An 8,028-nucleotide genomic window follows, 5' to 3' on the forward strand; every position below is an offset into this window, starting at 1 on the left:
GGCTTTCAAGACTCGGTTAACAATTTGTAATATTCCTTGTTGACACCCTTACTGACAAAGAAAAAACTGAAATCAAGTCAGGATAAGGGTTGGAGTGCTTACTGCAAAAATTGTTAAGAAAGATCCCTATAAGGGATAGCTTGATAAGGGGGGCAGGGGGGATCGACACCCCCCTTATCAAGGGGGGCAGGGGGGAGAACCCAAATAACCAGATTTAGTATAACCCCTAAACTAATACACTTGTGCTATAGCTTGCCCAAAAAAATTCCAGAAAAGGGAATGAGGGAAAAAAAGGGAAAAAAAGGGAAAAAGGGTTACAGAGTCCTCCCAGCACCGCACACCACCCGAAAACCGTTGACGAAGTCGTTGTCGCGGCGGTTGAGGCTGAGGCGGCAGGCAGAACGGCAGAAATCTGGATTGAGGTACCAAGAACCGCCCCGGAATGGATAACGATTATCATTCCCATTTTCTATCCAAGCACTGCCATCCGTCGGTGCATCCTTATAGTCATCGTGCCAGGTATCGGCACACCATTCCCAGACATTGCCGTGCATATCGTACAACCCAAAGGCGTTAGCTACCTGAAAATAGCCCACTGGGGTTGTTTTACGTCGATATTTTCCTTCGGGTTCATCGGCATAGTAGGTTTCAGTACCTCGATAGTTAGCTAAATCTGCCGTTATCGTTTCCCCAAAGTGAAAGGCGGTTGTTGTCCCCGCTCTACAGGCATATTCCCATTCTGCCTCACTCGGTAGCCGATACTCCCGTTTTGTTTCCCTTGATAGTCGTTTACAGAATTCTGTTGCTTGATACCAGTTGACTCTTTCTACGGGTAGCTCATCCCCTTTAAAGTGAGAAGGGTTTGTCTCTAGGTCGATGGCTATTTTAGCGGTTGCGGCGATAGCTTGCCACTGAGCTTGGGTGATAGGATAACGTCCCATGTAGAAAGAGGAAACGGTTACTCGGTGTGGGGGTTTTTCTCGTCTAAATCCATCCCAACCAAATTTTTTCACCAGTCTTTCGATTTCCTCGTCTTCAGTTCCCATCATAAATGTGCCGCCGGGGATTTCCATCAATTCCAATTCGACTCCCTCGGCTAGTTTTTCGACAATGCCTTCTGCTTGCCTTTTTTCCTTTTTAATTACCCATGTTGCTCCTTCAAAAGGATTTTGATACTGACGTTCTATGGTTGCTAGGGTAAATTCAAAGGTACGGGTTTCTAGGATTTCGATGGTGGCAACGTCAAAGATAGAGGTTTTTAAGGGAGGTGGCGAGGATTGAGGGATTGGAGGGGGATTGGAGATATTAACGGCGATTTTTTCGGCAAATTCTGCGTATTCTCCCCCCAGATTGCGTAAGACTTCGATGCTGACTTGAGCAAAGGGAAGAATTTTTTCTCTTTGTTCTCGGGGATAGGTGGGTAATAGGGTTAATAAAGCGGCAAAACTGCGGATAGGACTTTTAATTTCCCCGGCAATATATTGGGAAATAGCATCGAGTACCTTGATAGTTTGTCGCCTACCGATAGCATCATTTAAGACTTGACGTACCCCGGGTAAAAAGTCATAGACTCGATACTGTCCTTCTTCATTTTCTACAATCGGTTTTAATAAACCTCCCATATAAAATTCTGCCACATGAACGGGACGCACTTCGTTTAAAAGAGTTTTACGAATAAGATTGACCACCTGCATACTTACCGGGGCAGCTGCCATCATTTTTGCTAGTTTTTTGGCCGGTTCTGACGCGGTGGCAAAAAATCGCTCGACCATTGCCTCGGCCTTATTTTTAATGCTGTTTTTATCCTCGCTGTCTTGCTTATTTTCCTCTCTGGATATAGGGGGAATTTCGATAATTTGTTGTTTAATAAATTCTAAATCAAATAAAAAGGCAGAAATCTGAGCATTACCTGAACCAGCGACAACTTTTGCCCATTGTTTGAGGACTTCTATTTCTAACGTGATTACGGGAATAAGAAGGGTATTTTGCCAGTTAATCGGTAGCCATTGGGGATAATTTTTTAAGATTAATTTCGGATTGGGAACCCCGGCAGTTAAAGCAGTGGTAAAGAGTTTACGTCCCCGTCCTAGTTGGGTACTATTCCATAATCTTTCGGGGAAAAGTTGCAGAATAGCGGTGGGTTGTTTTTCTGACCAATCTTTTAACCAAGGATGAATTAAGGCTTTTTGCCAGAGAGGAGAAACACAATCACTTACTAGCAAAACTAATCCCCGTCCCCTGGGATGAATAAGTTCTTTATGGGGGTGATAACGTTGTCCCGGTTTACCTTTTTTTCTGCGTCTTACTAACTGTAATTCTTGATTATTTGAGGTTGATAGTTGCCAAACTCTGACGGTTTTAAATGCTCCTTGATTTTCTAAGAGATTTTGTAACTCATTAATTAATTCTCGCCAAATGAAAGAGGATCTAGATTCTTCTACTACTAATTCGAGGGTTAACCAGCGTTCCGGTTGGGGTTTAGTCACGGGTAGCCAAATATCCCTTTCTGCAATAAAAGAAGCGGTTGCTTCTTCATCTAAAATCGTTTTAGTTGCTGAGGGAACTTTTCCCATGAAAGGACGCAAAGCGCGACTAATAAAGAGTGCTGTCTGTAATGCAGCGGCAGCAGGAACTTGAAAAGGAAAGTCTTGGATTGGGGTAGTTTTTTCTATTTCTTTGGGGAGAGATTCTTCGGTAATAACATCGACATTTGGTGGAGATTTTGATAGAGTATCTTCTGGAATGTTTTCTAAATTTTCCTCTATTTGATTAGAAGTTGATGAATCTATTGGCTGTTTATTTTCTGGAAATATTGGCGGTGATTGCAAGTCTTCAACACCCATTTGTAGGGCCAACCAGATACTATCAGCTACATCTTCATCACTGAGTTGTAACCGTTCGAGTAGTCCTGTTTGCTCTAGATAATCTAATAGTTTTTTAATTGATGAATTGGATGGGGATTCACTCATCTTCTACCCTCCCCAAATCTTTCAAAAGTTGATTAATCAGGTCATCTTCAGTTGATATAGCTCCTTTTTTGACCATAAAAATAGCATTAAGTAATTGATCCGTGGCTAGGGTTTGTGAATTGCGCTTTTGAATGAAGTTATCAATAAGTTTATCGATGTCTGGATTATTAGCAATTGTTTCTTCTAAATGGGCCTCAATTATTTTAATTAAGTCGGGTTTCTCTGGCTCTTTCATGGTTAAACGGAGACAACGACGCAAAAAAGGTGCAGGAAAGTCTCGTTCTCCATTGCTAGTTAAAATCACAAAAGGAAAAGCGTTACAGATAACTAAACCATCATTTATAGGTGTTTTTATATCTTTCTGGGTAACGTCGGTTGTATCGGTATAAGCAGTGCGGACTTCAACGCTTGGGACTTCTTCTTTTAGCCTAACTAATTCGGGAATTTCAAAGCGTCCTTCTTCAAATAAGGTGAGTAAATCATTGGGTAAATCGATATCACTCTTATCAATTTCATCAATTAACAGTACTCTTGGCTTTTCTGACTCTAATAGTGCGGTTCCCAAGGGTCCAAGGGTAATATATTTTTCAATCTGTTTTAATTGGTCTTTTCGTTCTTTTGGGGTTAATTCTTTTTGCTCTCGTTCCAGTAATTTAACTTCCTGTAACCGACCGATCGCATCATAGTTATAAAGTCCATCTTTTAGGGTAGTATGGGTGGTAATCGGCCAGTATAATACTTCTCCTAATTTTAATTCCTGGGCGACTTTATAGGCAAGAGATGACTTTCCTGTCCCTGGTTTGCCGGTTACTAATAAAGGTCGCCGTAAATACAAGGCTGCATTGACCATTTTAATTTCTTCTTCGCGCACTAGAAAGGTTTCTCCCCGATGCTTACGACGACTTTCTCCCGGTTGCTTTTCTTTGCCAAAAGGTCGCCAGCTGGGGGGTTCTGGTAATTCCCAATCGTCTGTGGGTTTTTGATTTCCTGTAAATTTTTTCCAGTCTGTCATAGTTCAATTTATGGCATCAAAAGTGGATAGTTGGGGGGAACAAGCTGATAGTCATCCCACAGTAATGATAGATGATTCCCAATATTATTATCTTCTAACCAAGCGGCGGAACGTCTATTTTTAATTATTTCTGGTAATTTCTCTAGTGGACATTGACAGATAGGGTCTAATTTTTCCTGACAGTTAAGTTCTGGGTTAGCATCCGGTCGTATCCACAGAGATAAAGGTATTCCAGTTTCGTATAAAATGGCTAGAATATTTTTTAACTCTAAGGAGTTTTCTTGACTGAGATTAGTTAACCTTGAACCGATAACATTGTTAAATTTATGATATTTGAGTATTTTATTCGGATGGTCATTATTTGCCAGAGGTTTTTTAAAAATAACTGTTTGCTGATTGTTTGATTCGATCAGTTCTTGGATTTCTTCTTCACACTTTAAGATTTGGGTCAGATTTTGCTGCTGTATATTCCGAAAAAGTTGGCATTTTTTGATCCATAAATAGGTTTGTTGATTGTTGATATTTTCGGCTGTTATTCGTTCTGAAAATCTCATGATTACCTCATGATCGACTCCCCAATGATGAGGATCGCAGCCTGTAGCTGTTGCCACTTCATCAATTGAAAATAAATCAATCGGTTTAATCTCTTTTTCAATAAATCTATAGGGAAGAAAAAATTGAACTTTTTCTAGGGAAGATTGACAGATATTTTCTGATTCTCGTTTAAATTTTTTTAGGTGATTAATCAATTCATTTTCTTGGAGATGATTACCCAGACTTATTCCTTCATTGGGGGTTAAAGATTGATATTCTCCACGTTTTTGAGGTTCTTTTTCTGTGGGATGATAATTGTTGATATCTTTAACAATCCAAGCTCTCAGCATTAAAGATTTGTTTTCTTCTGTAAGGGTAACAAATAAGCAGGGATTTTTGTCTGTTGATTTTTGAGCAATATTTAGTGATCGATGCTTAAGATTATTTTCTAAAGTATTGATTAAAACTTCCCATTTTGTTTGATATTTTTTTAGCCATTCTGTAAAGTTATCTTTTAATAAATTCGCCAGAGCATCTCTTGAGTTTAACTGAATGACTAAATACCCAATAAATATTTCTAGCCAAGAAAATTTTGATTGAGAAGTATAGGTAAAATGTCTTTCATCTAATTGATAGAGTATTTCTATAAAATCAGACCAAGAGGAAGGAATTTTTCTAGGTAAATCCACTAAATGATCCCTCACTTCAATTCTTAAATTTTCAGAAGCTGTATTAAGTTGATCTTGATAACTCTTGTTTTCAAATATACATCTAAGCAAGGAGATGATTCTAGGGATTCTTCCTTCTACTTGTGCTATATATAGCAACTTATCCCAAGCTTTTAAAAGAACATTAGTAGGAATAAAAAATGCAGATTTGGCAACCAATTTTTCCTTATCAGCACTTACTGCCATCCCCACTACTCCCCCCAATTGGTCATCCCAGATAGCTGTCCCACTAAACCCACCTTCTACAGCATATCCTGTGCTTTTATTATCTTCTATCTGAATTTTGTTGTTAGCAATATGACCTATTATCTTACCATCAGACCAGACACCTCCATCTCTGGAAAAACCATAAGCTTTATAATTATGATCAGATAAATCTCCTATTTTAGAGGTAATTAAAGAAACTGGTTGAGCTTGTGAAGGAACTGAATCTTTTAATTTTAAAATAGCAATATCTTGAGGATCGTTGCTGTTAAATTTAACCGGATGCCAAACTTCTACGGTTGCTTCTAAAGATGTACCCGATGCAATGATAGGAAAATCACACTCAATAATGTCAGTGGGTTTCTTAGTAGATGTTACATCTTTTTCTCCTATTGATTGATTAACAACATGAGCGCAGGTAATCAAGTATTCTGATGATATTAGAAATCCTGCCCCAACAATTTCTATTTTATCATCTTTATTTTGTCGTTGCTTATAAATTCTGACCAGAGAAGATTCTAGAGATGCAACCATTATTTTTATCTAAGTCCTCATTGAGTAGATGATTGCTTATTTTTTTCCTTGTTATCCCATTTTAGGGTAATTTCATAGTTAACATCGGCGCTGCCAGATGCAATAATAGCCCCTAGTCCAACAGTCATTTTTATCCCGAATTTTACCTCTACCTGATCGGCTGGTTCATTCAAACTTTTGACCTTATTAATTATGGCATTTGCCACCGGTTTTATGCCATTTAATGCGTCTTCAAAAGACTGAGCGGCTTTAACAGCTATTTCATCTGTTAGACTAATAAGTTCATCTTCTGGTTTCGGTTTGGGTAAGGGTAACTTTTCATCCACCTCGATGTAAATCGTTCCCTCATCCGAGGTAAATTCCACTAAACGAGTCATAAAAATTCTCCTGTTTATTTTATTGCGGTTGTCTAGACTTAATCAATCACAACTCCATCTTTTTAGCCTCATACCTAATTATATCTCTTTACCAAGTGTTCGGTTGAAAGTTAGCATCATTAATAATAGCCACCGTATCCCCAGATGGTTTAATCACAAATAAACCTTTTTTATAAGCATAGCGATCTACACCTTCGTTGATTTCAATTCCCGCTACTGCACCGTAAGCTCGATAGTTTTTGTAATGGGGAAAAGCGATTTTAAAACGAGTCAATTTTTCGATAAATTCATCCACATCATCTTGAGATAATCTCGATTTACATTCCACCACCACGAGATCGGTATCATCCACCCCTAGGATATCAATTTCCATGGCGATACCTTGACGTTTGACTCTAGCACGGGGATAAACTTCCTTAATATCAATGCCTTTTTCCTGAAAAAGCCGTAAAACCGCCGGTTCTACCAATTCCTCCACAAATCGACCCCAGCGAGTGGTCAGACTATCTACCGCTTTGCTGGTTCGTTCTACGGTGCGTTTCAGTTCTGCCATCGAGCGATCGGCTTCGGCGGCCCGGCGATCGCTTTCTAATTTTGCTTCGGCAGCTTGGCGCTCAAGTTCGGCAGCCCGGCGCTCGTTTTCTAATTTCGCTTCGGCGGCCCGGCGCTCGTTTTCTAATTTCGCTTCGGCAAAGATACGTTCCATTTCGGCCCGACGAAGATCGCTTTCCCTTAAACGGCGATCAAACTCCTCGGCGGAAGCGCGGAATAGCTGGTAAATATCCTCAAGGGTAACGGGTTCACTCATGGACTGACAGGGGGTGCCGATAGACGGGGGGATTTAACACTTACCTATAATGCCTAATTATATCTCTTTACCAAGTGTTCGGTTGAAAGTTAGCATCATTAATAATTGCCACCGTATCCCCAGAGGGTTTAATCACAAATAAACCTTTTTTATAAGCATAGCGATCTACACCTTTGTTAATTTCAATTCCTGCCACTGCACCGTAAGCTCGATAGTTTTTGTAATGGGGAAAAGCGATTTTAAAACGAGTCAATTTTTCAATAAATTCATCCACATCATCTTGAGATAATCTAGGTAGTAATTCGACTAAAACGAGTTCTGTATCATCCACGCCTAGAATATCGCTTTTCATGGCGATGCCTTGACGCTTGACTCTGGCACGGGGATAAACTTCCTCGCCAATTCAAAAATGATCGCCCCGTTCGTAGTAAGCTCTTTAGGACTGATTATGGCTAAAGCCATTACTACAAACAAAAAGGCGATCGCCCTGAAAATTAAGGAATAAGTTCGGGATTGGTACAGTTATTTTTTCCTCTTCCTGTAAGATCAACCCCTTCATGTACATAAGCAGCACATTCCAAAGCTCTTTGATTTACACTATAAGGGACTTGCGCTTTGATAATGTAGCATTTAGGGCTGGTCTTATTCTTCTAGAGAGCGATTTTCTGGCTGAGATATTATTCCCACGCAAGTCCCTAAAGATACAGGTATCTAAATAAGCGGCGGTTATCATAATTTTTTACCTCATGAACTTTGCACTGTACGGTGTTAGAGGTATCATGCAGATTCAGTTAGAGTATTATTTGTTATTAGCGGCGGCTTTATTTTGTATCGGAATTTATGGTTTAGTCACCAGTCGCAA

Annotated in this window: 5 protein-coding genes and 2 pseudogenes; 1 reads left to right on the forward strand and 6 read right to left on the reverse strand. The window is 39.6% G+C overall.

Annotated elements, in window-relative coordinates; genetic code table 11:
* Positions 1-314: 314 nt before the first annotated feature.
* The 6 genes and pseudogenes from IM507_RS00980 to IM507_RS01005 all read right to left on the reverse strand — a co-directional run.
* Entirely contained in the window at positions 315-2,969 is a 2,655-nt protein-coding gene (locus tag IM507_RS00980) for a formylglycine-generating enzyme family protein (RefSeq protein ID WP_287636348.1), read from the reverse strand.
* Positions 2,962-3,981 (reverse strand): AAA family ATPase, encoded by a 1,020-nt coding sequence (locus IM507_RS00985; protein ID WP_287636349.1) that lies wholly within the window; start codon positions 3,979-3,981, stop codon positions 2,962-2,964. Before IM507_RS00985 ends, IM507_RS00980 begins: the two co-directional genes overlap by 8 nt.
* Before the next feature lie 8 nt (positions 3,982-3,989).
* Positions 3,990-5,981 (reverse strand): VMAP-C domain-containing protein, encoded by a 1,992-nt coding sequence (locus IM507_RS00990; protein ID WP_287636350.1) that lies wholly within the window; start codon positions 5,979-5,981, stop codon positions 3,990-3,992.
* Positions 5,982-5,998: 17 nt separating this feature from the next.
* The gene (locus IM507_RS00995; protein ID WP_004162658.1) at positions 5,999-6,358 is read right to left on the reverse strand and encodes a CU044_2847 family protein; all 360 of its coding nucleotides are present in this window, start codon (positions 6,356-6,358) and stop codon (positions 5,999-6,001) included.
* A gap of 88 nt (positions 6,359-6,446) precedes the next feature.
* A complete protein-coding gene (locus tag IM507_RS01000; RefSeq protein ID WP_287636351.1) occupies positions 6,447-7,166 on the reverse strand; it encodes a DUF3782 domain-containing protein in 720 nt (239 codons plus the stop codon).
* A 67-nt stretch (positions 7,167-7,233) separates the two neighbouring features.
* Positions 7,234-7,563 (reverse strand): annotated as a pseudogene (locus tag IM507_RS01005) (DUF3782 domain-containing protein); the annotation flags it as partial.
* 382 nt (positions 7,564-7,945) lie between these two features.
* On the opposite strand from IM507_RS01005, the pseudogene IM507_RS01010 reads away from it, so the two are divergent.
* Positions 7,946-8,028, forward strand: a pseudogene (locus tag IM507_RS01010) (NADH-quinone oxidoreductase subunit K); the annotation flags it as partial.

It is taken from the genome of Microcystis sp. M20BS1 (assembly GCF_020245305.1).
GTDB classification, from domain to species: domain Bacteria; phylum Cyanobacteriota; class Cyanobacteriia; order Cyanobacteriales; family Microcystaceae; genus Microcystis; species Microcystis ichthyoblabe_A.

Coding starts and splice junctions, on each gene's coding strand:
- IM507_RS00980 (WP_287636348.1), bottom strand. CDS start 2,969: ATGAGTGAATCCCCATCCAATTCATCAATTAAAAAACTATTAGATTAT.
- IM507_RS00985 (WP_287636349.1), bottom strand. CDS start 3,981: ATGACAGACTGGAAAAAATTTACAGGAAATCAAAAACCCACAGACGAT.
- IM507_RS00990 (WP_287636350.1), bottom strand. CDS start 5,981: ATGGTTGCATCTCTAGAATCTTCTCTGGTCAGAATTTATAAGCAACGA.
- IM507_RS00995 (WP_004162658.1), bottom strand. CDS start 6,358: ATGACTCGTTTAGTGGAATTTACCTCGGATGAGGGAACGATTTACATC.
- IM507_RS01000 (WP_287636351.1), bottom strand. CDS start 7,166: ATGAGTGAACCCGTTACCCTTGAGGATATTTACCAGCTATTCCGCGCT.